Raw genomic sequence first — 25,475 nt, 5'->3', positions numbered from 1 at the left:
TACGATTTCGAGAGTTTACGCCGAAAATCAGCATGTTATGAAGATATTTATACCGTCATCGCATTCGAAGTGCTGACGGTATATCAGATTTCGACAGATTTTGAAATCCGGCATACCGTCAGGTATACCGTCAGAATATTCGATAGCACACCGATAGAAGGCGAAGCATTTGGTGCAATGTCTGTTTGTTATCAATACGCTAGTTCTCACTGTAGAGAGAAATCGGATACCCTAGCGCAGGCAAAATTACTCCCATTCGATCGTTCCGGGAGGTTTCGAGGTGATGTCATAAGTCACCCGGTTGATGCCCTTGACCTCGTTGATGATGCGCGTTGCGGTCTCGGCCAGAAAATCATGGGTGAAGGGATAATAATCCGCCGTCATCCCGTCGACCGAATTCACCGCGCGCAGGGCGCAGGCGTAATCATAGGTGCGTCCGTCGCCCATCACGCCAACGGTGCGCACCGGCAAGATCGCCACAAATGCCTGCCAGATCTCGTCATAAAGGCCGTGTTTGCGGATCTGGTCGATATAGACCGCGTCGGCCTTGCGCAAAATCTCCAGCTTGGGTCGCGTGATCTCTCCGGGGCAGCGGATCGCAAGGCCCGGGCCAGGGAAGGGGTGGCGTCCGATAAAGCTTTCGGGCAGGCCCAGCTCGCGGCCCAAGGCGCGCACCTCGTCCTTGAAAAGCTCGCGCAGCGGTTCGACCAGTTTCAGCCCCATCTTTTCTGGCAAACCGCCCACGTTGTGGTGCGACTTGATCGTGACCGACGGCCCGCCCGAGAAGGAAACTGATTCGATTACATCCGGATAAAGCGTGCCCTGGGCCAGAAACTCGGCCCCCTCGATGTCATTGGCGTGTTTCTGGAACACGTCGATAAAGAGCCGCCCGATGATCTTGCGTTTGGTTTCGGGGTCCGATTGCCCGTCGAGCTCGCCCAGAAACAGCTCTGATTCATCGGCGTGGATCAGCGGAATGTTGTAAGTGTCGCGGAACATCGAGACGACTTCCTGCGCCTCATTCAGCCGCAAAAGACCGTGATCGACAAAAACACAGGTAAGCTGATCGCCAATGGCTTCGTGGATCAGCACCGCTGCGACCGACGAATCGACTCCGCCGGAAAGCCCGCAGATCACCTTCTTGTCGCCGACCTGGGCACGGATCTTGGCGATTGCCTCGTCCCGGTATGCGCCCATCGTCCAGTCGCCGGTGAACCCCGCGAGCCGTACGAAATTCTCATAGATCGTCCGGCCATTGGGGGTGTGGTGCACTTCGGGATGGAACTGCACGGCATAGAACTGGCGCGCAGGGTCCGCGGTGATCGCAAAGGGTGCGCCGGGAGAGGTGCCCAGAACTTCAAATCCCGGAGCGATTTCAGAGACATGGTCGCCATGGCTCATCCAGACCTGCTCGCGCCCGGATCCATCCATGAACCAGCCTGCAAGCAGCGCATCGCGCGTCTCGGTCGGGCTGACATAGGCGCGGCCGAACTCGGCCGTGGCATGTTCGCCGGCCTCGACCTGGCCGCCCAGATCCTGCATCATCACCTGCTGACCATAGCAGATCCCCAGGATCGGCACGCCGATTTCATAGGCTGCGCGCGGCGGGCGGGGGCTGCCCTCGCGCATCACGCTGTCCGGGCCACCGGAAAAGATGATGGCCTTGGGCGCAAAATCGCTCAGGAACGCGTCGGTGACGTTCTGATAGGGGTGGATCTCGCAATAGACCTTCAGTTCGCGCAGGCGGCGCGCGATAAGCTGCGTCACCTGGCTGCCGAAGTCGATGATCAAGAGGCGGTCATGGGGCTGTGTCATGCGGACTGACTAGGCCGAGGTTTGGGGCAGTGCAAGTGTCTGACCGCGCATCCCGGTCCGGAATCGGGCGCGCAGAGGATCCTGGACCGCCAGGCCGGCCCATTGGGCCCGCGATTTGGCCGCTCTGGACCGCAGGATCAGATGGTCTGCGGCACACGCCCCGTCACCGCAGGTCGGATCGCCGGCCCGCGGTCTGGCGCTGCCTGCGGGGGACCGTTAGAGATGGGCGTGAAGAGCGAACAGAGCATGACATGACCAGACTTCTCACCGAATTCGGCATGGGCACGTCCCTGCGCCGGGGCGACTATACACAAGCGGCCTGCCGCGCGGTGCGCGATGCGCTGTGGCACAACTCGATCAACCCGGCCGAGCTTTTCGGTTTTCCCAAGGACGCGATGCAGATCCGCGTCGATATCGGAGTTCAGCGACCCGATGCGGTGGACATCGCGACGGTGGCGGCAGAATTTCCCTATGGCCAACCAGAGATTCATGTGACCGAGGGCGGCCTAGACATCCCGCGCCCGGAAGGGACAGGACATCCGACCATCGTTGCGAACGCCGCCCTTTCGGTCGGCTTTGATATGGAGCGGGCCGATGACTGACCAGCGCCTGATTGTCGAGATGGGCATGGGCAACGACATGTCCGGGCAGGATTACACCAAGGCTGCCGCCCGGGCCATCCAAGACGCGATCCGCCATTCCAGCCTGCCGATCCTTGGCGCGTTGGATATTCCCTATGGCGATATGCGTGTCGAGGTCACGATTGCGGTTCAGGATCCGGGGGCCGTGGATTGCGCGGCATTGGCCGGGACCTTGCCCCATGGCCATGCCGCGGTTCGCGCGGTCAAGGGAGGGCTGAATGTCCACAATCCCGGCACCCGAGGTGTGATCGTGATTGCCGCCGCATCGGTCGAGGTGTTCCTTGCCCCGCAAACCGGCTGGAGGCTGCGCGAGGCATAGTGACCTCTGAATGCTGGACTTGTCGCTTTTCTCCCGCAGGGGGCGTAAACTGCGAGCGGTCGGGGCGTATGACGCGCTATTCCCTGTCCATCAGGGCTTTTCAGGCGTGAGGATCTAGTGACATGGTCGAAGCAACAGCCAAACGCAGAGCGCGCGGAGGCGGCGGCGCTGCACGGCGCGCGGAGCGCACTGCGGTGCGCATTGAGACCGCCAAATTTATCGAGCGTAACATCCCGAACTTTGAGGTGCTGACCGAAGAGGCGCTGGAGGTTATCGAAACCAATGCCGAAACGGTCCTGGCGGAAATCGGGGTGAATTTCATCAACAATCCCGCCGCGCTTGCACGCTGGCGGGAGGCTGGGGCCGAAGTCGTCGGCGAACGCGTGCGCATCCCGCGCGGTCTGGCGCGCCAGCTCTGCGCCACTGCCCCTTCCTCTTTTGTTCAGCACGCCCGCAATCCCGAGCGCACCGTCGAGATCGGCGGCAAATCCCTGGTCCTTGCCCCCGTCTATGGCCCGCCCTTCGTGCGTGATGCCGCAGGCGGGCGCCGGTATGCCACGATGGCGGATTTCGAGAATTTCGTGAAGCTGGGCTATATGTCGAAATGGCTGCATCATTCCGGCGGCACCGTATGCGAGCCGACGGATATTCCGGTCAACAAGCGCCATCTGGATATGCTTTATGCGCATATGTCGTTGTCGGACAAACCCTTTATGGGGTCGGTCACAGACCCGATGCGCGCGCAGGATTCGGTTGAGATGTGCGAGATCCTCTTTGGCAAAGAGTTCGTGCAGAACAACACGGTGATGACCTCGCTGATCAATATCAACTCGCCCCTGACGTTCGACGACGTGATGATGGGGGCGTTGGAGATCTATGCCAAGGCCAACCAGGCCTGCATCGTCTCTCCCTTTATCGTGGGCGGGGCCATGGCGCCGGTTTCGGTGGCCGGCACGCTGACACAGGTCCTGGCCGAGGTTTTGGCGGGCATCGCCTATTCGCAACTGGTGCGGCCGGGTGCGCCGGTGATTTTCGGCGCTTTCGTGACCTCCATCGACATGAATTCGGGCGCCCCCACCTTTGGCACGCCCGAGGCCAGCATGATCACCTATGGCGCGGGTCAATTGGCGCGGCGCCTCGGCCTGCCGTTCCGCTCGGCGGGTTCGTTCACCGGGTCGAAACTGCCCGATGCGCAGGCCGCGTACGAGACCGCCAACAGCCTCAATATGGGCCTTTTGTCTGGTGTGAACTTCATGCTGCATTCCTGTGGATGGCTGGAAGGCGGGCTGGTTTCGTCCTTCGAGAAATTCGTGATGGATGCCGACCAGCTTGGTGTGCTGCACAAGCTTGCGGCGGGGGTTCAGGTCGATGACGACGCCCAGGCCATGGGCGCCATCGCCGAGGTCGGTCCGGGCGGTCACTATCTGGGCTGCGACCATACCCAGGCGCATTTCAAGGGGGCGTTCTGGAAATCCGATCTGCTGGATTACAAACCCTTCGAGACCTGGGAGGAGGAGGGCGCCCGCGACACCCAGGCCTTGGCCTCGCTGCGCGTCGAAAAGCTTCTGAGCGATTATCAGAAACCGGCGCTGGATCCGGCCATCGACGAGGCGCTCAAGGCTTACATCGACGCAAAGAAAGCCGCGATGCCGGACGCGTTCATGTGAGCGTGGGCTGGGCGCCGCGACCCTCGTCCTTCTGTGCGCGGGTGAGTTGGGAGGCGCGCAGGATGCGGGCCTCTCCCAGCATCGCAATCAGCAGATCCAGGTGCCGGGTCAGCGAATAGGCCGCGTCATCCGCCTTGCGCTGATCGTTCACGATGGCTTCGCTCTGCATCAGCCGGACCAGGGCCGCGGCGCTCCGTGGCAATGCGCCGTAACCCAGCAGACGTTGCAGATGGGTGTCACGCTGGTAATCTTCGGCGCCCATCCGGGCGGCGCGGATCAGTAGCCTTGGACGGGTCAACCGGTCCATCATTCCCAATACATCTTGCATACTCGTATCCCTTCAGGTGCTGAGTCGGGTGGTGTCAGCGTAAATTTACACAACTGGGCCGGGTGTTGCGCAAAGGTGTAAATCACCGCGCGCGCCGTTCATATCCGTTTACCTTTTGGAAACAATGATATGGATATCGGTTCGTTTTACTTTTGAGTAACCAATGCACTCCGAGGAGAAACAAGCGGCGAAGATCACGCAGATATGGTCCGTCGGACGAGGGAAGACGTTTGAAGATTTTGGCAGATACGAACATGCCCGGCTGGGCCACGGATCAATCCGTGCGATATCTGGCCCACACTGTTGCGGGACGCTCCATCAGGCAGCTTGCGCGGATCGAAGACTGCCACCCCTCGACCATTCTGCGCCAGATCCGGCGCGTGGAAATGCGGCGGGACGATCCGCTGGTGGACGAAGCGCTGAAATCGCTGGGCCGATGTGTTGTCAATCGCGCGCTCAACCTTGCGGACCGCAAGGCACGCGCCACGCAAGAAAGGGTATCTGACATGACAAGCACCGACACTATACGGATCGTCGAGACCGAAGAGCTTCCCAGCGACGCCACGCTGGCGCGCGAAGCGCCCCGCGTGCTGCGTCGGCTGTGCGAAAGCGGGGCGGTTCTGGCCCTTGCGGCCGATATGGACAAAGCGGTTGTGGTGCGCGATGCGCCAGGGGTGGCACCGGCCCGCACGGCGGTGGTGGATCGGGGGGTGGCCCGGGCCATGGCGCTCAACGAATGGATCGCTTGCCAGTCCCAGGGCCGGATCGCGCGGTATACGATCACTCAGGCCGGGCGCGGCGCGCTCAACCGCATGATGGCCGAGGCCGAAAGCCGCCAGGTCGCAAACCCGGCCGGTTTTGCCGAGACAGCCGCGGGCTTCACCGCGGCCGAGCCCGCCGGGGACATATCACCGGCCAAGCGCAGCCGCTATGCTGCGGCCGAAAGCCCGCTCAGCGCGTTGGCGCGGCGCAAGGATCGCGATGGTCAGCCGTTTCTGGCCGATAGCCTGGTTGCCGCAGGTGAGCGGCTGCGGGAGGATTTCGAACTGTCGCAGCTTGGGCCGGGCACCGGTCAGAACTGGGAAAAACTCCTTAACGGTGGTGTTGGCGGCCTGGTTGTGGGCAGCGGCCTGCCAGAGCTTGGCGCCTGCTCGGCCCAGGACCGTGTGCTGCGCGCGCTCCAGGAGCTCGGGCCCGGTCTGTCGGACGTTGCGCTGCGCTGCTGTTGCTTTCTGGAAGGGCTGGAGATGGCGGAAAAGCGGATGGGATGGTCGGCCCGGTCTGGCAAGATCGTGCTGCGCATCGCCTTGCAGCGGCTAAAACGCCACTACGCGACGCTCAGCCGACAGGACCAGATGATCGGCTGAGGTCTGCTGTCGGGATCGCGGTTCCGACGACTGAGATCGCCATCGGGACCGGGTGTGCCCCCGGCGCCTTATATCGGCGCCGCCGCAATCTTGCGCGCAGCACCTGCCCGGCGATCCGGCGTCGACACGGGCCACTCCGCCTGCTGAAACGCTCCGGGGCGGCAACGCTGCCTCCGAACCGTCGGCGGGAGACGCCCCCCGACCATGTCAGCCGGACCCGGCAGGCGCGCCCGGTGCGTGCATAGCGGCCATGCGCCGCTGGTGATTGCCGCACAGTCAGGCTATGTTAGGGGCATCGATGTCCCGACCAATGCAAGGCCAGCCCCCGTGTCCGAACTCAAGCAGCGCGATCTGAAAATCCCCGCAGAGCGTCATCCTGAAAAGGCCCGCAGGCCCGACAACCCCCAGCCCAAGAAACCCGACTGGATCCGGGTGCGCGCGCCGGGCGGCAAAGGCTATGCCGAAACCCACAAGATCATGCGCGAGAACAAGCTGGTCACGGTCTGCGAGGAGGCCGGTTGCCCCAATGTCGGCGAATGCTGGAGCCAGGGCCACGCCACGATGATGATCATGGGCGAGGTCTGTACCCGCGCGTGCACCTTCTGCAACATCGCCACCGGCAAACCGCCCGAGGCGCTGGATGCGTTCGAGCCTGGCCGTGTCGCCCATGCGGTCGAAAAGCTGGGTCTGAACCATGTGGTGATCACATCCGTGGACCGCGACGATATCGAGGATGGCGGAGCGGACCATTTTGCCCAGACCATTCGCGCGATCCGGCACCGCAGCCCCAAGACCACGATCGAGATTCTGACGCCGGATTTCATCAAATGCGACCCGGCGGTTCTGGAGATCGTGGTCGAAGCGCGCCCGGATGTCTTCAATCACAACCTTGAGACCGTGCCGGGTCTTTACCCCGAAGTGCGCCCCGGGGCGCGCTATTTCCACTCCCTGCGCCTGCTTCAACGGGTCAAGGAGCTTGATCCGTCGATGTTCACCAAATCCGGGATCATGGTGGGTCTGGGCGAGGACAAACAGGCCGTGCATGCGGTGATGGATGACATGCGCGCCGCCGATATCGATTTTCTGACCATTGGCCAGTACTTGCAGCCAACCCCGAAACACCACCGGGTTGACCGGTTTGTCACACCGGACGAGTTCAAGGCCTATGAAACGGCTGCCTTTGGCAAAGGGTTCCTGATGGTTTCGGCCACGCCTTTGACGCGGTCCTCCTATCACGCGGGCGATGACTTTGCCCGTCTGCGGGCGGCGCGCCAGGCAAAGCTGGGCCTGGCCTGACGCGACGCAGGTGGGGGTAAGGTATACCGGAATGGGGCGTGCTGCCGTTCCGGGCTAAGCTGGGGTCATCGTTTGCCGGTTTGACCCCAAGGAGGCCGCCATGGATCTGCGCATTCTGTTCTGGAACGTCGAGCATTTTACCGGCAAGGGGCGCGGGGCGCGTGCCGACCGTGTCGCTCGCGTGGCCGATCTGATCGCGGGCGAAGACCCGGACATATTCGCCCTGATGGAAGTCTCGGGTGCCAGCGTCTTTACCGAGTTCACGGCCCGGTTTCCCGGATATACCTTTTCGGTGACAGAAGGCACACAGGTGCAGGAGATCCTGATCGGCGTGCGCGGCGGGCTGACCGCCTTTTTCACCCAGCGCAATGAGTTCAAGCGCTCCAACCCCAATCTGCGCCCTGCGGCGCTTTTGTCTGTGACCACCCCGGGGGAGGAGACGCTGTCGCTCCTCTTTTCGCACCTCAAGAGCCTGCCCAGCCCCGAAGGGTTCGGCCTGCGGGATGCGATGTTCGATAAGGTGCGTGGACTGAAAAAGGCGATTGACCGGGCCTCGGACGGGCAGGGCAAGTTCATCCTGCTGGGCGATCTGAACACGATGGGTCTGAACATGACCTATTCGGATGCCGATATGACGGGAGACGAGGAGATTGCGCGCCTGGACCGCATCCTGGCCGCGCGCGATTTGCTCCGCCAGACCAAGACGCATCCGCATACCTTCAACAATGGCTCCGCCAGCAGCTATCCTCCGGCGGATCTCGACCATGTCTATGCCACACCGAACCTCGATTTCGCGGATCAGGGGCAGGGGGCGACCGTGCGGGTCGCGGGCTGGGCCGAGGCCGCTGACGCAGATGCGTGGATCACGTCCTATTCGGACCACGCGCCGCTGATCTTCGAGCTGCGCGGCCTTTAGGATCAGGGCCGGTTCATTGGGCTGCGTTGGCGTGGCGGTCAAGAGGGCCCGTGCAGGGTGCCCGCCGCCGAGCCGGTGACACCCAAACCAAGGGATATCTCATCTGCCTATCCGCGCAGGTCTTTCACGATCCAGATCAGCGCGCCAACCACAAGACCCCAGACCGCGCCGCCGATCCCAAAGAGGGTCATTCCGCTGGCCGCGATCAGAAAGGTCATCGCAGGTGCCTCCAACTGGCGCGGGTCGCCGAAGGCCGCAGCGGTCGCGCCGACAAAGGCCGGGATCAGCGCCAGCCCCGCCACGGCTGTTATCAGTGCCGCCGGCGCCAGGCTGGCCAGAGACGCCACAGCGCCTGCGGCAAAGGCCAGCGTGGTATAGGCCAGCCCCGACGTGATCGCGGCCCAATAGCGCCTGGCGGGATCGCGCCCGGCATCCTCGCCGGCCATCATCGCGGCTGTGATCGCGGACATGTTGACCGGGATCGCTCCGAACGGTGCAATGGCAAGGCTGACCAGCCCGGTCTTGCGGATCAGCGGTTGCCGCGCCACCGTGTAGCCGTTCAGCTCAAGCACCGCGAAACCGGGGATGTTCTGTCCCGCCATGGTCACCAGATAGAGCGGCAGCGCAAGCGAGATCACCGATTGCAGTGAGAAGGCTGGGGTCACGACCGCGAGTTCGGGAAACCAGACGGCGCCTCCCGCCTGAGCCATTGCCGACAGGTCCGTGGTCACGAACAGGACGCCCAGAAATGCGATCACCGCGAAGGGCATCGCGGCAAGCCGGGTCCAGGCCAGCCCGACCAACCATGCGATCAGGACCGGCAGCACCAGAAGGGGGATCGTCCCCAAAGCCAGCGCGGGCGCGAAGCACAGTTTCAAAAGGACCCCCGCCAACAGGCCATTGGCGATAGGTTTCGGGATCGCCGCGACGATCCGTCCCAGGGCGGGGACAAACCCGGTGATCACGATCAACGCCGCACAGACGATCAGCGCACCAACGGCCTCGGCGAACCCACCCGGAAGGGCTGCGGTCGAAGCCAGAAAAGCCGCTCCCGGCGTCGACCAGGCCACCGCGGCCGGAATGCGGGTGACCGCCGGAAGCCAGACGCTGCAAAGGCCCATGCCAAGGGTGGCAAAGAAAAGCCCGGTCGCCGCCTGTGCGGGGCTGGCTCCCATCGCGGTGATGCCTGCCAGTACGATCGCGAAGGAGGCGGCATAACCGACAAAAGCCGCCAGCAGACCCATATAGAGGGCGGGCACGGTAAGGTCACGGAACATGGGAAGCCTTCTTAGTCGATCTTGCACGCCATGCGACACTCTCAAAGCAGGGCGGATTCTTCCAGTGCCGATGTCAAGGCTGCCACGTCGCACCTCGTGCGGTCTCTGTCCGGTCTTCCGAGCCGGGGCATTATGCATTGGATGCCATCCGATCTTTTAGGTGATCCAAGCCTTCTGGGCCCAGATGACGGGGCCGTCAATCTCACGTGCACAGCGATGACACCCTCCAATTGTCAGATACTCTCGCCGCCCAGCCGCAGGCCCATCGCGATCAACACAAGCCCGCCCAACCACCGGCCCAGGCGAGTAAGCTGTGCCCTGGGCGCGGCCCAGACCTTCACAGCGCGGGCCGCCAGAATGCAAAACACATCCGTCAGGCTGAACAGCAGATTTGCCATGGTGCCCAGAACGATAAGCTGGAGCCAGATCGGAAAGGCGCCATCCGGCGTGGCAAACTGCGGCAGGAACGCTAGGTAAAAAAGCGCCGATTTGGGATTCAGCCCCTCGACGATCAGGCTGTCGCGAAACGCCTGGGACGCGTCGGGGACCGGCGGTGATCCTGGAATGGCGCGCGGAGCGGGTCGCCTGATCACCAGCCGGATCCCCATCCAGATCAGATATCCCGCGCCAACCAGTTTGATCCCCAATACTAGGGCAGGCGCGGCCTTGATCAAGACAGCGACCCCAAAGGCCGCCAGCAAGATATGCAGATACGAAGCGAGGTGAAACGCGGCCGAACTCAGCCATCCCGCCCGCGCCCCATGGGCCAGGGTCTGAACGGCCATATAGATCATGCCCGGCCGGGGATCAGCGCAAAGATCAAGGTTGCACCCAAAAAGGCGATAAGCAGGTCTGGGGGTGGCATCGACAGGGCTCCGGGTCAGCGCTGTCAAGGCCTAGCATGGGGGGGCAGATCCCCGAGGGCGTCATCTCGCCGCCCGTGGGTCAAGGCTTAGATCGACAGCCGCGCCGCGTGGCTGCCGCGTTCACGGTAAGGGGTGGTGTCGTAATGCGCGCGGTAGCATTTGGAGAAATGGCTGGGCGACGCAAAGCCGCAGGCCAGCGCCACGTTGATCACACTCATGTCGGTCTGCATCAGCAGGTTGCGCGCTTTTTGCAGGCGCAGCTCCATGTAATACCGTTTCGGGCTGCGGTTGAGATAGCGCCGGAACAGGCGTTCGAGCTGGCGGGTCGACATGCCCACCTGCTTGGCCAGCATCGAGGGGCTGATCGGCTCTTCGATATTGGCCTCCATCATCTGGATGACCTGGCTGAGTTTGGGATGGCGCACCCCGATCCGGGTGGGCACGCTCAGGCGCTGGGTGTCCTGATCTGTACGGATCGAGGAATAGATCAGCTGATCGGCCACCGCGTTGGCCAGGTCTTCGCCATAATCGTCGGCGATGATCTTGAGCATCAGGTCGATCGACGAGGTGCCCCCGGCGGTGGTCATGCGGTTGCCGTCGATCACGAAAACCGATTTGGTCAGCTCAACTTCCTGGAACTCTTCGGCAAAACTGTCCTGGTTTTCCCAGTGAATTGTGGCCTTCTTGCCATCCAGCAGCCCGGCCTTGGCCAGCGCATAGCCGGCGGTGCAGAGGCCAACCATCTTGAGCCCCTTGCGCGCCTCGCGGCGGATCCAGTTCAGCACCGGTCGGGTGGTGGCCTGCTGCACATGGATGCCGCCGCAGATCATCACCGTGTCGTCCCGCCCAAGCTCAACCAGGCCGCTGTCCAGTTTGAACTCGGTCCCGGAGGAGGACGAGACCATCTCGCCCCCTTCACCCGCCAGGTGCCAACTGTAAAGCGACACCCCGGCCATCCGATTGGCGATGCGCAGGCTCTCGAGCGCGGATGCGAAACAGAGCATCGTAAAGTTTTCGAGAAGGACGAAGACAAACCGCCGGGGCTTTGCAGGGGGATCGAGGATGTCGACCGTATGGCGTTGGGCGTGCATGGCGAGGCCGTCCTCAAGTTTCATGTCGTGGCGTGCCGGGTCGGTGCAGCCGTGCAACCTTGCTCACGGTTCATTTTCCGCGTCAAGAGGCCGCAAATGATGTCTGGTCAGGCCGCTGCGCCTTTCGTATAAGCAAGCTTCCTGACGAGACGTCCTACGGAGATCATCACGATGAGCGACTGGCAGAAATCCGACTGGCGCGCCAAGCCCCGGGTACAGATGCCGGACTATGTGGACGCCGCCGCTTTGGCCGGGGTTGAAAGCCAGCTTGCCAAGTACCCCCCGCTTGTCTTTGCGGGCGAGGCGCGGCGGCTCAAGGCGCAGCTGGGTGCCGCGTCGCGCGGAGAGGCTTTTTTGCTGCAGGGTGGCGATTGTGCCGAAAGCTTTGAGCAGTTCAGCGCGGATGGTATCCGCGACACGTTCAAGGTGATGTTGCAGATGGCGATGGTGCTGACCTATGGCGCCAAGGTGCCGGTGATCAAGGTCGGGCGCATGGCGGGCCAGTTCGCCAAGCCGCGCAGCGCGCCGACCGAGGTGATCGAGGGGGTCGAACTGCCCAGCTATCGCGGCGATATCATCAACGAGTTGGCCTTTACCGCCGAGGCACGCATCCCGGACCCCGCGCGAATGCTGCAAGCCTATACCCAGGCGGCGGCGACGCTGAACCTGCTGCGGGCGTTTTCGACAGGCGGCTTTGCGGATATGAACCGCGTGCATTCCTGGACGCTGGGGTTTGCCGATGGCGACAAGACCGAGCGCTATCACGAGCTGGCGCGGCGCATTCAGGACACGATCGATTTCATGTCCGCCGCCGGGATCACCGCGGAGACGACCCATGAGTTTTCAACCGTGGAGTTCTATACCAGCCACGAGAGCTTGCTTCTGGAATATGAGGAGGCGTTGACCCGCCTCGATTCTACTTCGGGCAACTGGCTGGCGGGATCGGGTCACATGATCTGGATCGGCGATCGCACACGCCAGCCCGATGGCGCGCATGTGGAGTTCGCGCGTGGTGTGTTGAACCCCATCGGTCTGAAATGTGGGCCGTCGATGACAACGGAGGATCTCAAGATCCTGCTGGCCAGGCTCAACCCGGAAAACGAGGCAGGCCGTCTGACCCTGATCGCGCGGTTTGGCGCGGGCAGTGTGGGAGAGCATCTGCCGCGCCTGATCCGCACGGTGGCCGAAGAGGGCGCCAATGTGGTCTGGACCTGCGATCCGATGCACGGCAACACGATCAAATCCTCATCGGGCTACAAGACCCGGCCGTTCGAGTCCGTCCTGCGCGAGGTGCGCGAGTTCTTTGCCGTTCATGCGGCCGAAGGCTCGGTGCCGGGCGGGGTCCATTTCGAGATGACCGGCCAAGATGTGACCGAATGCACGGGCGGTATTCACGCGGTCACCGATGAAGATCTCAGCGACCGGTATCACACCGCCTGCGATCCGCGCCTGAATGCCAGCCAGTCGCTGGAACTGGCGTTTCTGGTGGCCGAAGAGCTGACGCAGCGGCGCAATAACGCCAATGACCGCGCGGTTGGCTGATCGCGGATCCGGGGGCTCTGCCCCCTGGCCCCCCGGGGATATTTAAAGCCAGAAGAAGCCGGGGGCTGTCTTGTTGTTTCTTCTGGCTGGAAATATCCCGGAGCGCGAGGCAGAGCCTCGCATGTATGAAACCGGCGCGCCGCAGGCGCTCAGTCTGGCAACACTTAGGGTTTCGGCGGAAGTTTCGGGTCTTTATCATTGGGATAGACGAGACCGGCCGAGATCACCAGTTTCGCGGCTTCCTCGATGCTCATATCAAGCTCGATCACATCCTCTTTGGGAAAGAACAGCAAAAAGCCCGAGGTCGGGTTCGGCGTGGTGGGGACAAAGACCGAAACCATGCCATTTTGTGCATCCGCCTTTTGCGCGACCTCGCCCCGGGTGTCGGTCGAGATGAATCCGATTGCCCAGATCCCCTGCCGTGGGTACTGGATCAGGCACGCATTCTCAAAGGAGCGTTCGGACTGCGCGAATACCGTTTCGGCGATCTGCTTTATGCCTGAGTAAATGGAGCGGACGACGGGTGTGCGCTCGACGATGCTTTCCGCCCAGCGGATCAGGGACCGGCCGATCAGGCCTTTGGCGATCCAGCCCACGATCACGGTAAAGATCAGAAAGATAATGACCCCGACCCCGCGCAGGTTGATGCCGACATATTGCTCGGGGCGGAAGTTATAGGGCACCAGGGGCAGGACGAACCCGTCGATCCAGCCGACCACCGTCCAGATCAGCCAGACCGTCAGGCCGATCGGCGCGATCACAATCAATCCGGTCAGGAACGAAGCCCTGAGACCTGCCAAAAGGCCGGGCCGCCGGGGTGGAGTGTCTTCATCAAATGGGGTGTTCATCGGTCTTCCAAGGGACGTTCCAAGTAGAAATTAGGCACTTTCTACCGGCGCCACAATGCCTGCCGGGAGTCTGACCCGGTCGGCGTTTCAGTTCCTGCCCAAAGCTTGGGCAATCCGGGCCGCCAAACGGGCATTGTTGCGGGCCAGTGCGATATTGGCCCTGAGCGACTGGCCGTCGGTAAGCTCATATATCCGTTGCAGCAGATAGGGTGTGACTGCCTTGCCGGTGATGCCATCGCGCGTGGCATCGTGCTGCGCGGTGGCGATGATTGGCGCCAGCGTGGCGGCTGCGATCTCATCGGCCACCGGGATCGGGTTGGCGATCAGCTGTCCACCGGGCAGGCCCAGCCTGCGCCGCATGGTATGTGCCGTCGCAATCTCTTGAGGGGTGTCCAGACGCAGCGGTGCGCTGAGGCCGGACTGGCGCGACCAAAAGGCGGGAAAACCATCCTGACCGACCGCGATCACCGGCACGCCGAGCGTTTCCAGCACTTCGAGGGTTTTCGGCAGATCCAGAATGGCCTTGGCCCCGGCCGCCACCACCGTCACCGGGGTTTGCGCCAGTTCCTGCAAATCGGCCGAGACGTCAAAGCTCAGCTCCGCCCCTTGATGGACCCCGCCGATACCTCCGGTGGCAAAGACTTCGATCCCCGCCAGATGCGCGCCGATCATCGTTGCGGCAACGGTGGTTGATCCGGTCCCGCCGGTCGCGAGGCACACGGCCACGTCCGCCCGGCTGAGTTTCGCAGCCGAACGCGTCTGACCCAAGGTCTCCAGCTGCCCATCCGAAAGGCCGACATGCAGGGCGCCCTCCAGGACCGCGAGTGTTGCCGGTATGGCGCCTTCGGCGCGGATGTCCGCCTCGACCGAACGGGCCACCTCGACATTTTGCGGATAGGGCATGCCGTGGGTGATGATCGTGCTTTCAAGTGCCACCAGCGCGGCACCGGAGGCGCGCGCGGCAGCGACCTCCTGGGAATAGACCGGGGTGATCACAGGGGCGTTTCTCCGGAGACATAAGCGGCAGCGGCATGGAGCGCACGGGACATCGCCGTCTCGCGATCGGCACCTGTGCATTCGGCCGCGATATGGGCCGCCATGAAGGTATCGCCCGCCCCGGTGACGCGGGTCACCAGAACGTCGGGCGGCATCTGAGAGATCGGGCTTTGGCCTTGCGACACCTCGCTGGCCAACGCTCCGCCGTTGGTTACCAGCACGCGGGCAGCACCGCGGGCGAGCAGCGCCTGGGCAGCCTCATCTGAGCGCGCGAAGCTGGTCTGGCACAAAATCCCGGCTTCTTCGAGATTGACATAGATCGTGCCGCGCCCGTGGTTGACGAATGGCAGAAGCCGTTCGGCCTTGCCGGGGGACGCCGGTGCGACCCGCAGATCTGCCTTGGAAAATGCAGGGTCACGCGCGATTTCTTCCAGCAGGGACTGGGTGAGGTTGCCGTCAACGGCGACGGGCCCCGAAAAGGGGGCGTCCGTCCCCCCCAGTGCCCCGCCCCGCAGAGGATGCAGGATCTTGGCGCCCGCCGCCTCCAGAGAATGCGCATCGGCGATGGCGGCGATCAGGCCATTGGCGCCTTCGACCGCCATATAGCGGTCCGTCGGCAAATCGTCGGAGCGATAGAGGTGATCCACATCCATGCCCATCCGCGCGCAGGCCGCGATCAGTTCGTCGCCTTCGGCATCCCGGCCAATGGCAGTGAGCAGCGTCGGGCGCATCCCAAATCGCGCAAGCGTCATGGCGATGTTCATCGCCACCCCGCCGGGCAGCCGAGTGATGCGGCCCGGCACGTCCGAGCCTTGCCGCATATGGCTGGCCGATCGACCGACCACGTCCCAAAGGACAGATCCGATACACAGGATTTGGGGCGGTGCGTTCATGCCGCCTTTGTGACGGCAACGGGGGTAAGGCGCAAGGTCAAGGCACCGCGAATGTCAGCGCGGCCCACAGGGTGTCCCAGACGGCGTTTTCCGCATCTGCGCTGTCTCGCAGCATCACGGCGTCCAGAAGATAGACATGGCCCGCGCGCACCGGGAGCCTGGCCTGACCTTTGTCGTCCGTGCGATGGGTCGTAACGGTGACTGTGCCGTCCGGCGCCCGGGCGAACAGTTCGATCTGGGCACCGGATCGCGGTGCGCCCTGATAGAAAAGCTGCACAGGCAGCCCGGCTGAGAGGTCATCCGTATAGGGATTTCGCAATACGACAAACTCGGTCTCAAGCCCCAGCGCGCTGTCGCTGCCCAGGCCGCTGCCGACGCCGATCAGGGCCTTGACGTGTCGGGTATAGCGTTCGGTAAAGCCATCGAGCGGCAGGCCCCGCGCCAGATGCCGCGCCCGGATATCCGCAAACCCCTTGTGATCGGCAAAGCGCTGAAACGTCTCCCAGCTTGAATAGGTGATGGTCTGGGGCGCCGTTTCATGCGCCAGCACCATCAGACCGTCATGGTGAGGGGCGGATCGGTCCAGCGCCGGGATACTGCCGATCCGGGGCCGGAGGGTCTGGACGCTGCCGCCCTGGATCAGATCGAACCGGACCGACCGGCGGTCGAAAAATCCCAGGTTGATCCCGTCAAAGTTTTCGCCATTCTTGAACTGCGCCGTGAGGGGATCGCCCGGGGCGATCCGATAGCGATCGGGCGCGATCCAGAATTCATGGGCAAAGACGGGAAGCACCGCACAGCACAGGGCGGCGGCAAGCAGGGGGCGAACAATGGGTACGAGGCGCATAAGGGGCAGGCTGCGTGTTGTGGCGGCGATGTCAAGCCTCTGGTTGATGCTCTGGTCGGCGGCGGCAGCCGCCCATGAGGTCACACCGACCATCGGTGATTTCGTGACACGGGACGGGATCCTGACGCTCGATCTGCGGATGAATGTAGAGGCGTTCGTCGCCGGGATCGACCTGGACGGGATGGCCAACACCAATGACAGCGCGCTTTCGGATGCCTATGACGGCTTGCGCGTGCTGGAGCCGGAGGCGCTTGGCCCTGAGGTGCGCGCCTTTGTCGAGGCCTGGTTGCCGCAGCTGTCGGTCGAGGCGAACGGGCCGGTCGCGCTGCGTCTTGACCGGGTGGAGATCCCGGTTGTGGGCAACCCCGACCTGCCACGGGCCTCGCATCTCTTTTTCACCGGTGTCGTGCCAGATGGGGCCCGCACGCTGGTGTTGCGCTGGCCCGACGGCGCGGGCGACATCGTGCTTCGCCAGCAAGGTGTCGAGGCGCCTTATACAGGCTATCTCGAAGGTGGGGCCGTGACCGAGCCGATCCCGCTGGCCGGTGGGGCGGCCCGGGGCGGGTGGCAGACCCTTGCCGCCTATATCCCGGTGGGGTTCGATCATATCCTGCCCAAGGGCCTGGATCATATCTTGTTTGTTCTGGGGCTCTTTTTCCTCAGCACGCGGCTGGCGCCACTGATCTGGCAGGTGAGCGCCTTTACCTTGGCCCATACCGTAACGCTGGCCCTGGGCGCGTTGGGGATTGTGAGCATCCCGGGATCCATCGTGGAGCCGCTGATTGCGGCGTCCATCGTCTATGTGGCGGTCGAGAACCTTTTTGCCAAAGGGCTCAGCCCCTGGCGCCCGGTGGTGATCTTCGGCTTTGGGCTGTTGCACGGGCTGGGTTTCGCCAGTGTGCTTGAGGAGTTCGGATTACCGGCGGGGCAGTTCGTGCCCGCGCTGATCGGATTCAATGTCGGGGTCGAACTGGGGCAGTTGACCGTGATCGCGATTGCGTTTCTGGCGGTGGGCGCCTGGTTCGGGACAAAGCCCTGGTACCGTGTGCGGATCGCGATGCCTGCCTCTGTTGGGATTGCCACGGTCGGCGCCTATTGGTTTCTAGAACGGGTGTTTTTCTAACCCGCGCATTTTCTGACACAGAAAATGGCCAGAATTTATCAAATTCTGGGACCCTTTGCCCGTGCTCAGCGCGCAGGGGCCAAGAGTGTCTTGAGCGCCTCCAGCGGGTCGTCCGCGCGCCAGATCTCCTCGCCAACGCCAAAGAAATCCGTATACGGTGCCAGCTCCGCCACCAGATCGGTGTCCAGCGCCCCTTCGGCCACCACCGGCAGTTCGATCATCTCCGACCACCACTCAAAGATCTGTCGTCCCGCCACATGTCCATCGCCCAGCGCGCTGAGGCCCACAGGACCAAAGCTGACGTAATCCGCCCCGGCCTCTCCGGCGGTCATCCCGTCATGGCGCGAGGTGCCGCAATAGCTGCCAACGATCGCCTCGGCCCCCAGCGTCTTGCGGGCCTCGCGCACCGGACGTGCCCCGTCGCCGAGATGCACCCCATCGAGCCCCAGCCGGTCCGCCAGGATCACATGATCGGCAATCACCAGGGCCACATCGCGGGCATGCGCCACCTCGCGGCAGGCATCCGCGGCGCGCGCGATGCGGTCTTCGTCCCGTGTCGCCAGATCCAGGCGCAGGCAGGCAATCGGATATCCGTCCAGCACCCGCGCCAGCGCGTCGGGAAACCAGCTCAGCTCAAAGTCCGTCGGGCTGATCAGATAGATCTGTGGCTGTTCTGGGCTCTCCATCGGGCGGGTCCTGTCTGTGGCTGCAGTGCCGCTTTAGACCATTGTCCACGCGATGAAAATGCCCCCGCGCGCAGGCCTTGCCTTGGCCCCTGCGCCCGCATAGACCGGGCGCGCGAATGAGAGCGGAGATCGTCATGCCCACGCCTGGCCTGCAACCATCCTTTGTCCTGGTCCGCCCTCAAATGGGCGAAAATATCGGGGCGGCGGCCCGTGCGATGTGGAATTTCGGCCTTGACCGGATGCGGCTGGTCGATCCGCGCGATGGTTGGCCCAACCAAAAGGCCGTCGTGATGGCCAGCGGCGCGGGACGTCTTCTGGATGAGGCGGAGATTTACGACACCACTGCCGAGGCGGTTGCCCAGTGCACCTATGTCTTTGCCACAACCGCGCGTCAGCGGGATCTGACCAAACCGGTTTTCAGCCCGGAACGCGCGATGGAGGTCACCGTCGGCAAACTCGCGCAAGGCCAAAAGGTTGCCGTCCTGTTTGGCCCGGAACGGGCCGGGCTGGAAAACGACGATATCGCGCGGGCCAATGCGATCATCTCGGTGCCGGTCAACCCGGAGTTTCCGTCGCTCAACCTTGCGCAATGTGTGCTTCTGACGGGTTATGAATGGCGCCGCCAGACCGCACAGATCGAACATGAGGTGACCGAACTGGCCGGATCGGACTGGGCGACCGGTCAGGATACCGAGAGCCTTGCCGCCCATTACGAGGCGCGCCTGGACCGGGCCGGGTTCTTTTTCCCAGAACACAAGGCCGAGGGGATGAAACGCAACCTGCGCAACCTCTGGAGCCGGATGCCCCTCACGCGGGCGGATGTGCAGATGCTGCACGGGGTTCTGCGACAGATGGTCCGCTGGAAGGAGCGTGGCGAGTAAGGCCTGCGCTGGACGCCGCCGACCCGCAGCACTAGGGTCTGCGCCAAGACGATCACACGAAGGTTCGCCCGTCATGAGCAGCAAGCGCAACATATTCGAGGAAGTCTCGGAACCCACGCGGAAATCCAGGGTCAAGCCAGGACTGATTGACCGGGGCCGGGGGGGCGCGCGCGGCGCGATCCGAGCATGGCTGATGGCGCTTTTCACGCTGGTGGTGGCGATGATTGCGGTGGGCGGGCTGACCCGCCTGACCGATAGCGGTCTCTCGATCACCGAATGGCGCCCGCTGACCGGGGCGATCCCGCCGCTCAGCGCGCAGGACTGGGCACGTGAATTCGCGCTTTACCAGCAGATCGACGAATGGCGGATCCAGAACCAGTGGATGACATTGGAGGATTTCAAGGTCATCTACTGGTGGGAATGGGGCCACCGGCAACTGGGACGTCTGGTCGGTCTGGTCTGGGCCATCGGATTTTTCGGATTTTTGATCGCGCGCAGGATCCCGTCCGGGCGCGATGGGTTGCGTCCGTTGATGGTGGCCATCGCCGCGTCCACTGTCACCATCGCGGCAGAGGTTGCCCGTATGCGGGGTCTGCTTGCCGACGATCCTGCCCAGGTGATCGAACTTGCAGGGCTGAGCGTCTTCATCGCTTCGCTGATTTGGTTCATGGTTCACAAAAGCCCCGGTTGGGCCGCGCGGCTGTTGTTTCTTGGTCTGCTCGGCGGGCTGCAAGGGGCGATCGGCTGGTGGATGGTCGCCTCTGGCGTGACCAGCGGCGAAAGTGTGGTCGATGTGGCCTCGTACCGGCTGGCCACGCATCTGGGCCTGGCCTTTGTCATCCTGGGTTTTATCGCCTGGTACATCTTTCTGCTGGGCAGGCCCGAGCGGGACCTGATGCAGGCCCGCCGCGCCAAGGAGGCCAAGTCGTTTTCCATGGCGACCGGGCTGATGCATTTCGCGTTTTTGCAGATCCTGATCGGCGCGCTGGTTGCAGGCATCGATGCCGGACGCAGTTACACCGACTGGCCGCTGATGGGTGGCGCGATCTTTCCCCAAAGCGCGCTGGTGCTGGAGCCGCTCTGGCGCAATGTGTTCGAAAGCCCAGGGCTGGTGCAGTTCATTCACCGTGTTGCCGGGTATCTGCTGCTGGTCTTTGGCATCATCGTCTGGCTCAGGGGGCGCAGATCGGCTCATCCCAGGACGCGCTTTGCCTTTGACGCGGTGATGTGTGCGCTGGCGCTCCAGATCGTGCTGGGTATTGTTACGGTGCTCTATGCCGCGCCGTGGCAGATCGCGATCCTGCATCAGCTCTTGGCCGTGCTCCTGTGGGTGTTGATCCTGCGCGCGCGGTTTTTGTCGGCCTATCCCATTGCCACCTCGATCAAGGACGCCTGAGACATGACAGCCTATGACGACCTGATGGCGTATCAGCGCCAGACCGAAGCCCTTGCCCAGATCTCGGGTCGGTTGGGCTGGGACCAGGAAACCATGATGCCGCGCGGCGCCGCCGCCCAGCGGGGTGAGGAGATGGCCGCCATGGCCGCGATCCTGCATGCGCGTCGCACCGACCCGCGCGTAGGCGACTGGCTGGAGGCCGCAAAGCCCCAAGATGAGGTGGCCCGCGCGCAGATCCGCGAAATCCGCCGCAGCTTTGAGCGGGCCAGCAAGGTGCCCGAGGCGCTTGCGACCAAGCTGGCGCAGCGCACCTCCGAGGCGCAGGGCCACTGGGCCGCGGCCCGCGCGGATGAGGATTGGGACGCCTTTGCACCGGTCCTTGAGGAGATCGTCTCGCTCAAACGCGAGGAGGGGGCGGCGCTGGCGGGTGGCGGCGATATCTATGACGCGATGCTGGCCGATTACGAGCCGGGCACCACCGCCGCCGAGATCGCCGCGATCTTTGACGCGATGCGCCCCCGGCTGGTTGCCTTGCGCGCGGCGATCCTCGACCAGCCGCAACCGGCGGGCCTTTCGGGCAGTTTTCCGGCGGGCAAGCAGATGAAGCTGACGCGGCACCTGGCGCGGGTCTTTGGCTATGACATGGGCCGGGGCCGGGTGGACAAGGCGGTGCATCCGTTCAGCTCAGGCTCGGGCGCGGATGTGCGCATCACCACCCGCACCAGCGAGGAGGACCCGTTCAACTGCATTTACTCGACCATCCATGAGGTGGGTCACGCGGCCTATGAACAGGGGATCGATCCGGCTTACGCGTTGACCCCGCTGGGGCAGGGCGTCTCGATGGGCGTGCATGAAAGCCAAAGCCGGATCTATGAGAACCAGCTGGGTCGCAGCCGGGCCTTTACCGGATGGCTCTTTGACCAGATGACGGGGATGTTCGGCGATATCGGGGTTGCCAGCCCCGATGCGTTCTATGCCGCCGTGAACCGCGTACAAAACGGCTATATCCGCACCGAGGCCGATGAGGTGCAGTATAACCTGCACATCATGCTGCGCTTCGATCTGGAGCGCGCTCTGATGGCGGGTGATCTGGACGTGTCCGATCTGCAAACCGCCTGGAACGACCGATTTGCCGCCGATTTCGGCTATGCGGTGGACAAGCCCTCCAACGGGGTGTTGCAGGATGTGCATTGGTCGGTGGGGCTTTTCGGCTATTTCCCGACCTATAGCCTGGGCAATGTCTATGCCGGGTGCCTGAACCGTGCGTTGCGCACGGCGTTGCCCGATCTTGATGCGCAACTGGCGCAAGGGGTGCTGGAGAATGCAACCGGGTGGCTGCGGGTGAACCTGCAACGCCATGGCGGGCTTTATGCCCCGCGTGAAATCATTGAGAAAGCCAGCGGCATCGCCCCGGCCGAGGCGCCGCTTCTCGACTATCTCGAAGCCAAATTCGGCGCGCTCTACACCCTTTGAAGGCCCTGTACATGGACATTCCTTTTCGCACCAAGCGTATGCTGAATTTCGGCGATTGCGACATCTCGGGCACCGCCTATTTCCCCAGCTATCTCAATATCCTCAACGGTGTAAACGAGGAGTTCTGGCTGCACCTGGGCTGGCCCTGGCACAAGATCATCTGGGAGGAGCGCTGGGGGACGCCCACGGTCCATATCTCCAGCGACTTTTCCAGCCCGTCCTTTTTCGGCGAAGAGCTGGAATTCGCCGTCACCGTTCTGAAGGTCGGCCGCTCTTCGGTCACGCTGCGTCATGAGATCAGCTGCAAGGGACAAAAGCGATGGGCCAGCACGCAGGTTCTGGCGGCCTCGGATCTGGACAAGCATGTCTCCATTCCTTGGCCCGAGGATGTGAAAGCCGCGCTTGAGGCGCTGGTCCGGCCTCCGGACTGATTTGCGGTGCCGACCGCACCGGCTGGTCCCAGGATCGGAATGGGCCGCTTTGATCTGTCGGTGTTGACCCAGGTTCTGGCCCCGGAGGCTGCCCGCAGCGTTTCCGCCGGTGCTGGCCTGTCTTTGCGCGCGGCCCTCGTTTGCATTGTGCGATTGGCGGTCTGCTTTCGGCTCAGAGTGACAGGTCCTCAAGCAGTTCCGCTTTGGAATATGCGCTTTTGGCGACACCCCGTTTTATGCGACCGCGTTCCATGACGTAAATCCGGTCCGCCAGGCGAAACGCGAAATCGGCGTTCTGTTCAACCAGCACGATTGCCATAGTGCCGGCTTTTCTCAAGGTTTCCAGGGCATTGCCAATCTGTTGGATCACATTCGGCTGTATCCCTTCGGTTGGTTCATCCAGCAAAAGAACCTTTGGGCGCGTGATCAGCGCCCGGGCGATGGCAAGCTGTTGCTGTTGCCCCCCCGACAGATCACCGCCACGGCGGGCCCGCATCTCCTGCAACACCGGGAAAAGCTCGAAGACACTGTCCGGTATGGCGTGGTCGGATTGTGGAAGACAGGCAAACCCGGTTTCAAGGTTCTCCAACACGCTCATCATCGGGAAGATCTCGCGCCCCTGCGGCACGTAGGCGATGCCGGCGCGGGCGGCAGTGAATGCGGTCGGTCGGTTGAGCGCGCGGCCGTCGGCGCGGAGTGTGCCCCGAGCAAACGGATGCCGTCCGCCAACCGCTTTGAGCAGGCTGGTCTTGCCCACACCGTTATTGCCCATGACGGCGGTGATTTCGCCGACCGCGGCGTCAAGCGAAAGATCGAACAGGATCTGGCTCTGGCCGTAATTCAGGCTCAGCGATCTCACTTCAAGCATGCTCGCGCCCCAGATACACGTCGATGACCTTTTGATTGGCGGTGACGCTGTCGAGGCTGCCTTCGGCCAGAACGGCGCCCTCGTGCAGCACGGTCACTTTGCAGCCCAGGCGCCGGACAAACTCCATGTCGTGCTCGACGACGACCACCGCACGGGTTCGCGCGGCCTCGCGCAGGATGTCGGTTGTCTTTTCGCGTTCCTCCGCCGTCATTCCGGCGGCCGGTTCGTCGATCAGCAGCAATCGCGGCTCCTGTGCCAGCAACATGCCGATCTCAAGCCATTGTTTCTGGCCGTGGCTCAGCTCACCGGCGATGCGCGTCAGACTGTCCAGCAGGCCGATCTGCTCAGCGATTGCGTCGATACGGGCGGCATTTGCCTGCGTTCTTTTGTGCATCAGGACCGCAAAGGGGCTGCGCGGGTTCTTCAACGCCATGGCCAGGTTTTGCCGCACCGTTTGCGCCTCGAACACCGTGGGTTTCTGGAATTTGCGCCCGATCCCCTGGATGGCGATGTCGCTCTCGGACAGGCCCAGAAGCGAGATGTTCCGCTCCCCCCAGATCACGCGCCCTTCGTCGGGCTTGGTTTTGCCTGTAACGATATCCATAAAGGTCGTCTTGCCCGCTCCGTTCGGGCCGATAATGGCGCGCAATTCCGCCTCGGCGAACTGGATCGACAGGTTGTTGATCGCACGAAACCCGTCAAAGGTGACCGAAACGCCGGAAACTTCCAAAAGCGTGTTCATCATGGCTTCCTCACCAGATAATCAAAGAGTCCGCCGATCCCTTTGGGGAAAAAGAGTGTTACCGCCACAAAGGACAAACCCAGCAGCACCAGCCACCAGTCGGTCCATTGAATGGTGTAGAACCCCAACGGGACCGCAGGCGCGCCGCCGCCAGTGAACCAGCTGGACAAAAGCGACACGAAAGCCGCCCCGATCACCGCGCCATAAAGCCGCCCGCGTCCGCCGATGGCCACCCAGACCGCCAGATAGATCGAGGCGATCGGGGCGATTTCGCCGGGGTTGATGATACCCGCCTGCGGATAATAGAGCGCCCCCGCGATGGCCGAGACAATCGCGGTGATCGTGAAGATGAACAGCTTATAGCTTTCTACCCGGTAGCCCAGAAACCGCACGCGGGCCTCATTGTCGCGGATCCCTTTGATCACACTGCCCATCTTCCCCGACACCACCCAGGCGAAAAAGACATAGCCTGCACCCAAAGCAAGCGCAGACGCCCAGAGAAAGACGATGGAGATCACCGCCTGAGACGTGTCCTCGTAGCCGGGGATATTCTGCAGCCCCGAAAGGCCGTTATTGCCGCGCAAGCCGCTGTCGTTCTGGAACAGATAGAGCGACAGCGCGAGGGTCATGGCCTGTGTCAGGATCGACAGATAGACGCCAGTGACCCGCGAGCGGAAAGCCAGCCAACCAAAGACAAGAGCGAGCAACCCGGGAATGACGACGATCATCAGCAGTTGCAGATAAAGGGTGTCGGCAAAGGCCCAGATCCACGGAAACTCAGAGCTGCCCACGACCCCGAATATCTGGTTTCCGATGGCATCGGACACCTCCTGCGGCGTCGGCGGGAGCGGCTGCTGCGCCAGCGCATCAAGCACAATGGCTTCGGTGCGTGCATACATCAGCCACATGCCGATGGCATAGCCGCCCAGCCCGAAGAACGCGAAATGTCCCAGGCTGAGGATACCGCAATAGCCCCAGACGACATCCATCGCGACCGCGATCAGGCACAGGCACAGCGTCTTGCCCAGGGTTTTGACAAAGCTTGTGGAAATCACCGCAACGCCGGCGGCTTCGGACAATACCGTGACGCCCAGCGTAAAGAGGGACAGTGCCAGAAGAAACCATAGCACCGACGGGTTTTGGGCGATGAAGGAATGTCTCATGGG

Annotated in this window: 25 protein-coding genes; 12 read left to right on the top strand and 13 right to left on the bottom strand. The window is 62.9% G+C overall.

Features of this window, described 5'->3' with window-relative positions; genetic code table 11:
* Nucleotides 1–246 precede the first annotated feature (246 nt).
* Nucleotides 247–1,815, bottom strand: coding sequence for a glutamine-hydrolyzing GMP synthase (gene guaA, locus HEP69_RS01840; protein ID WP_290556807.1), 1,569 nt, complete (start codon nucleotides 1,813–1,815; stop codon nucleotides 247–249).
* A gap of 251 nt (nucleotides 1,816–2,066) precedes the next feature.
* On the opposite strand from guaA, the gene HEP69_RS01835 reads away from it, so the two are divergent.
* The 3 genes from HEP69_RS01835 (at nucleotide 2,067) to HEP69_RS01825 (ending at nucleotide 4,442) form a co-directional block, all read left to right on the top strand.
* Nucleotides 2,067–2,417, top strand: a complete 351-nt coding sequence (locus HEP69_RS01835) for a Lin0512 family protein (protein WP_290556806.1) — start codon at nucleotides 2,067–2,069, stop codon at nucleotides 2,415–2,417.
* Nucleotides 2,410–2,775 (top strand): Lin0512 family protein, encoded by a 366-nt coding sequence (locus HEP69_RS01830; RefSeq protein WP_290556805.1) that lies wholly within the window; start codon nucleotides 2,410–2,412, stop codon nucleotides 2,773–2,775. The genes HEP69_RS01835 and HEP69_RS01830 overlap by 8 nt, the downstream gene beginning before the upstream one ends.
* Before the next feature lie 122 nt (nucleotides 2,776–2,897).
* Nucleotides 2,898–4,442: a trimethylamine methyltransferase family protein gene (locus tag HEP69_RS01825; RefSeq protein WP_290556804.1), complete on the top strand. Its 1,545-nt coding sequence runs from the start codon at nucleotides 2,898–2,900 to the stop codon at nucleotides 4,440–4,442.
* Here the strand turns inward: HEP69_RS01825 and HEP69_RS01820 are convergent.
* Nucleotides 4,435–4,770, bottom strand: a complete 336-nt coding sequence (locus HEP69_RS01820) for a DUF6477 family protein (protein ID WP_290556803.1) — start codon at nucleotides 4,768–4,770, stop codon at nucleotides 4,435–4,437. The genes HEP69_RS01825 and HEP69_RS01820 overlap by 8 nt on opposite strands.
* Before the next feature lie 230 nt (nucleotides 4,771–5,000).
* Here HEP69_RS01820 and HEP69_RS01815 point away from each other — a divergent pair, with 230 nt between their 5' ends.
* The 3 genes from HEP69_RS01815 (at nucleotide 5,001) to HEP69_RS01805 (ending at nucleotide 8,349) form a co-directional block, all read left to right on the top strand.
* Nucleotides 5,001–6,137: a DUF6456 domain-containing protein gene (locus HEP69_RS01815; RefSeq protein ID WP_290556802.1), complete on the top strand. Its 1,137-nt coding sequence runs from the start codon at nucleotides 5,001–5,003 to the stop codon at nucleotides 6,135–6,137.
* A 327-nt stretch (nucleotides 6,138–6,464) separates the two neighbouring features.
* On the top strand, nucleotides 6,465–7,433 hold the full coding sequence (gene lipA / locus HEP69_RS01810; protein WP_290556801.1) for a lipoyl synthase: 969 nt from the start codon (nucleotides 6,465–6,467) through the stop codon (nucleotides 7,431–7,433).
* A 100-nt stretch (nucleotides 7,434–7,533) separates the two neighbouring features.
* Nucleotides 7,534–8,349, top strand: a complete 816-nt coding sequence (locus tag HEP69_RS01805; RefSeq protein WP_290556800.1) for an endonuclease/exonuclease/phosphatase family protein — start codon at nucleotides 7,534–7,536, stop codon at nucleotides 8,347–8,349.
* Nucleotides 8,350–8,456: 107 nt separating this feature from the next.
* Here the strand turns inward: HEP69_RS01805 and HEP69_RS01800 are convergent, their stop codons facing one another.
* The 3 genes from HEP69_RS01800 to HEP69_RS01790 all read right to left on the bottom strand — a co-directional run bounded on the left by HEP69_RS01800 (nucleotide 8,457) and on the right by HEP69_RS01790 (nucleotide 11,583).
* Nucleotides 8,457–9,626: a benzoate/H(+) symporter BenE family transporter gene (locus tag HEP69_RS01800; RefSeq protein ID WP_290556799.1), complete on the bottom strand. Its 1,170-nt coding sequence runs from the start codon at nucleotides 9,624–9,626 to the stop codon at nucleotides 8,457–8,459.
* Nucleotides 9,627–9,859: 233 nt separating this feature from the next.
* Nucleotides 9,860–10,519 carry a LysE family translocator gene (locus HEP69_RS01795; RefSeq protein ID WP_290556798.1) on the bottom strand — a complete coding sequence of 220 codons (660 nt, stop codon included), beginning with the start codon at nucleotides 10,517–10,519 and terminating at the stop codon, nucleotides 9,860–9,862.
* Between the two features lie 59 nt (nucleotides 10,520–10,578).
* On the bottom strand, nucleotides 10,579–11,583 hold the full coding sequence (locus HEP69_RS01790) for a GlxA family transcriptional regulator (protein ID WP_290556917.1): 1,005 nt from the start codon (nucleotides 11,581–11,583) through the stop codon (nucleotides 10,579–10,581).
* 171 nt (nucleotides 11,584–11,754) lie between these two features.
* Between HEP69_RS01790 and HEP69_RS01785 the strand changes: the two genes are divergently transcribed.
* A complete protein-coding gene (locus HEP69_RS01785) occupies nucleotides 11,755–13,125 on the top strand; it encodes a class II 3-deoxy-7-phosphoheptulonate synthase (protein ID WP_290556797.1) in 1,371 nt (456 codons plus the stop codon).
* A gap of 164 nt (nucleotides 13,126–13,289) precedes the next feature.
* Here the strand turns inward: HEP69_RS01785 and HEP69_RS01780 are convergent, their stop codons facing one another.
* The 4 genes from HEP69_RS01780 to HEP69_RS01765 all read right to left on the bottom strand — a co-directional run bounded on the left by HEP69_RS01780 (nucleotide 13,290) and on the right by HEP69_RS01765 (nucleotide 16,709).
* Nucleotides 13,290–13,973, bottom strand: coding sequence for a DUF502 domain-containing protein (locus tag HEP69_RS01780; protein WP_290556796.1), 684 nt, complete (start codon nucleotides 13,971–13,973; stop codon nucleotides 13,290–13,292).
* A gap of 87 nt (nucleotides 13,974–14,060) precedes the next feature.
* Entirely contained in the window at nucleotides 14,061–14,969 is a 909-nt protein-coding gene (locus HEP69_RS01775; protein ID WP_290556795.1) for a pseudouridine-5'-phosphate glycosidase, read from the bottom strand.
* On the bottom strand, nucleotides 14,966–15,862 hold the full coding sequence (locus HEP69_RS01770; protein ID WP_290556794.1) for a PfkB family carbohydrate kinase: 897 nt from the start codon (nucleotides 15,860–15,862) through the stop codon (nucleotides 14,966–14,968). The genes HEP69_RS01775 and HEP69_RS01770 overlap by 4 nt, the downstream gene beginning before the upstream one ends.
* Before the next feature lie 37 nt (nucleotides 15,863–15,899).
* Complete coding sequence (locus HEP69_RS01765) at nucleotides 15,900–16,709, bottom strand: DUF4198 domain-containing protein (RefSeq protein WP_290556793.1); 810 nt, start codon at nucleotides 16,707–16,709, stop codon at nucleotides 15,900–15,902.
* Nucleotides 16,710–16,737: 28 nt separating this feature from the next.
* On the opposite strand from HEP69_RS01765, the gene HEP69_RS01760 reads away from it, so the two are divergent.
* Entirely contained in the window at nucleotides 16,738–17,832 is a 1,095-nt protein-coding gene (locus HEP69_RS01760) for a HupE/UreJ family protein (RefSeq protein WP_290556916.1), read from the top strand.
* Between the two features lie 65 nt (nucleotides 17,833–17,897).
* Here HEP69_RS01760 and HEP69_RS01755 read toward each other — a convergent pair whose 3' ends face one another.
* Nucleotides 17,898–18,518, bottom strand: a complete 621-nt coding sequence (locus HEP69_RS01755) for a thiamine phosphate synthase (RefSeq protein WP_290556792.1) — start codon at nucleotides 18,516–18,518, stop codon at nucleotides 17,898–17,900.
* Nucleotides 18,519–18,652: 134 nt separating this feature from the next.
* Between HEP69_RS01755 and HEP69_RS01750 the strand changes: the two genes are divergently transcribed.
* The 4 genes from HEP69_RS01750 to HEP69_RS01735 all read left to right on the top strand — a co-directional run bounded on the left by HEP69_RS01750 (nucleotide 18,653) and on the right by HEP69_RS01735 (nucleotide 22,699).
* A complete protein-coding gene (locus HEP69_RS01750; RefSeq protein WP_290556791.1) occupies nucleotides 18,653–19,399 on the top strand; it encodes an RNA methyltransferase in 747 nt (248 codons plus the stop codon).
* Nucleotides 19,400–19,472: 73 nt separating this feature from the next.
* Nucleotides 19,473–20,795 carry a COX15/CtaA family protein gene (locus HEP69_RS01745; RefSeq protein ID WP_290556790.1) on the top strand — a complete coding sequence of 441 codons (1,323 nt, stop codon included), beginning with the start codon at nucleotides 19,473–19,475 and terminating at the stop codon, nucleotides 20,793–20,795.
* Between the two features lie 3 nt (nucleotides 20,796–20,798).
* On the top strand, nucleotides 20,799–22,268 hold the full coding sequence (locus tag HEP69_RS01740) for a carboxypeptidase M32 (protein WP_290556789.1): 1,470 nt from the start codon (nucleotides 20,799–20,801) through the stop codon (nucleotides 22,266–22,268).
* Between the two features lie 11 nt (nucleotides 22,269–22,279).
* Entirely contained in the window at nucleotides 22,280–22,699 is a 420-nt protein-coding gene (locus tag HEP69_RS01735) for a thioesterase family protein (protein WP_290556788.1), read from the top strand.
* A 172-nt stretch (nucleotides 22,700–22,871) separates the two neighbouring features.
* On the opposite strand, the gene urtE is transcribed toward HEP69_RS01735, so the two are convergent.
* Genes urtE through urtC form a run of 3 tightly spaced genes read right to left on the bottom strand, consistent with a single transcriptional unit; the run spans nucleotide 22,872 to nucleotide 25,472 of the window.
* Entirely contained in the window at nucleotides 22,872–23,567 is a 696-nt protein-coding gene (urtE, locus tag HEP69_RS01730) for an urea ABC transporter ATP-binding subunit UrtE (protein WP_290556787.1), read from the bottom strand.
* Nucleotides 23,560–24,309 (bottom strand): urea ABC transporter ATP-binding protein UrtD, encoded by a 750-nt coding sequence (gene urtD, locus HEP69_RS01725; protein ID WP_290556786.1) that lies wholly within the window; start codon nucleotides 24,307–24,309, stop codon nucleotides 23,560–23,562. The genes urtE and urtD overlap by 8 nt, the downstream gene beginning before the upstream one ends.
* On the bottom strand, nucleotides 24,309–25,472 hold the full coding sequence (urtC, locus tag HEP69_RS01720; protein WP_290556785.1) for an urea ABC transporter permease subunit UrtC: 1,164 nt from the start codon (nucleotides 25,470–25,472) through the stop codon (nucleotides 24,309–24,311). Before urtC ends, urtD begins: the two co-directional genes overlap by 1 nt.
* Nucleotides 25,473–25,475: the final 3 nt, after the last annotated feature.

The organism is Aestuariivita sp., assembly GCF_021404545.1.
Classification (GTDB): Bacteria; Pseudomonadota; Alphaproteobacteria; order Rhodobacterales; family Rhodobacteraceae; genus Aestuariivita.
Note: the sequence above shows the minus strand (reverse complement) of the source record. Positions and strands in the feature narration are given on the sequence as shown.

Excerpts from the sequence above, each read along its gene's own strand:
- guaA (WP_290556807.1), bottom strand. The coding sequence starts at position 1,815 with ATGACACAGCCCCATGACCGCCTCTTGATCATCGACTTCGGCAGCCAG.
- HEP69_RS01835 (WP_290556806.1), top strand. The coding sequence starts at position 2,067 with ATGACCAGACTTCTCACCGAATTCGGCATGGGCACGTCCCTGCGCCGG.
- HEP69_RS01830 (WP_290556805.1), top strand. The coding sequence starts at position 2,410 with ATGACTGACCAGCGCCTGATTGTCGAGATGGGCATGGGCAACGACATG.
- HEP69_RS01825 (WP_290556804.1), top strand. The coding sequence starts at position 2,898 with ATGGTCGAAGCAACAGCCAAACGCAGAGCGCGCGGAGGCGGCGGCGCT.
- HEP69_RS01820 (WP_290556803.1), bottom strand. The coding sequence starts at position 4,770 with ATGCAAGATGTATTGGGAATGATGGACCGGTTGACCCGTCCAAGGCTA.
- HEP69_RS01805 (WP_290556800.1), top strand. The coding sequence starts at position 7,534 with ATGGATCTGCGCATTCTGTTCTGGAACGTCGAGCATTTTACCGGCAAG.
- HEP69_RS01800 (WP_290556799.1), bottom strand. The coding sequence starts at position 9,626 with ATGTTCCGTGACCTTACCGTGCCCGCCCTCTATATGGGTCTGCTGGCG.
- HEP69_RS01790 (WP_290556917.1), bottom strand. The coding sequence starts at position 11,583 with ATGCACGCCCAACGCCATACGGTCGACATCCTCGATCCCCCTGCAAAG.
- HEP69_RS01785 (WP_290556797.1), top strand. The coding sequence starts at position 11,755 with ATGAGCGACTGGCAGAAATCCGACTGGCGCGCCAAGCCCCGGGTACAG.
- HEP69_RS01780 (WP_290556796.1), bottom strand. The coding sequence starts at position 13,973 with ATGAACACCCCATTTGATGAAGACACTCCACCCCGGCGGCCCGGCCTT.
- HEP69_RS01770 (WP_290556794.1), bottom strand. The coding sequence starts at position 15,862 with ATGAACGCACCGCCCCAAATCCTGTGTATCGGATCTGTCCTTTGGGAC.
- HEP69_RS01765 (WP_290556793.1), bottom strand. The coding sequence starts at position 16,709 with ATGCGCCTCGTACCCATTGTTCGCCCCCTGCTTGCCGCCGCCCTGTGC.
- HEP69_RS01760 (WP_290556916.1), top strand. The coding sequence starts at position 16,738 with ATGTCAAGCCTCTGGTTGATGCTCTGGTCGGCGGCGGCAGCCGCCCAT.
- HEP69_RS01755 (WP_290556792.1), bottom strand. The coding sequence starts at position 18,518 with ATGGAGAGCCCAGAACAGCCACAGATCTATCTGATCAGCCCGACGGAC.
- HEP69_RS01750 (WP_290556791.1), top strand. The coding sequence starts at position 18,653 with ATGCCCACGCCTGGCCTGCAACCATCCTTTGTCCTGGTCCGCCCTCAA.
- HEP69_RS01745 (WP_290556790.1), top strand. The coding sequence starts at position 19,473 with ATGAGCAGCAAGCGCAACATATTCGAGGAAGTCTCGGAACCCACGCGG.
- HEP69_RS01740 (WP_290556789.1), top strand. The coding sequence starts at position 20,799 with ATGACAGCCTATGACGACCTGATGGCGTATCAGCGCCAGACCGAAGCC.
- HEP69_RS01735 (WP_290556788.1), top strand. The coding sequence starts at position 22,280 with ATGGACATTCCTTTTCGCACCAAGCGTATGCTGAATTTCGGCGATTGC.
- urtE (WP_290556787.1), bottom strand. The coding sequence starts at position 23,567 with ATGCTTGAAGTGAGATCGCTGAGCCTGAATTACGGCCAGAGCCAGATC.
- urtD (WP_290556786.1), bottom strand. The coding sequence starts at position 24,309 with ATGAACACGCTTTTGGAAGTTTCCGGCGTTTCGGTCACCTTTGACGGG.
- urtC (WP_290556785.1), bottom strand. The coding sequence starts at position 25,472 with ATGAGACATTCCTTCATCGCCCAAAACCCGTCGGTGCTATGGTTTCTT.